The 388-nt window shown below is 77.3% G+C and carries 1 pseudogene; it reads left to right on the plus strand.

The features are described 5' to 3' along the window. A pseudogene (locus tag D7X55_RS42515) lies at positions 1–388 on the plus strand (DUF1109 domain-containing protein); the annotation flags it as partial.

Genomic DNA, 388 nt, shown 5'->3' on the forward strand with positions numbered 1-388 from the left:
GCGATGGAGCGTGCGCTGGCGGCGTCTCGCGAGGAGCTGGCGCTGAAGCGGCCGGTGCGCGGATGGCGTTCGCAGGCGGTGGGGGTGTTCGCGGCGTCCTCGGGCCTGGCGCTCGCGGTGACGGGCGTGCTGCTGGCGCTGGGGCGCACCACGGGCGCGGTGCTCACGGGCCGGGCGCCCATGCTGGCGATGCTGCTGTCCACGAGCGCGGTGTGCTCCTGGGGAGCCCTGTCTCCGCGCGGGCGCCCGCTGCGCCAGGTGGGCGTGGGCATGGCGCTGGTGAGCGCCGTGCTGCTGGTGCTGACGCGGGCGGCCCCGCGGGGCCCCTCCACGCTGCCCGAGTGGGTGTGCACGGTGAGCCATGTGGCGGTGGCGCTGGTGCCCCTGG

This window comes from Corallococcus sp. AB049A (assembly GCF_003668885.1).
GTDB classification, from domain to species: Bacteria; Myxococcota; Myxococcia; order Myxococcales; family Myxococcaceae; genus Corallococcus; species Corallococcus interemptor.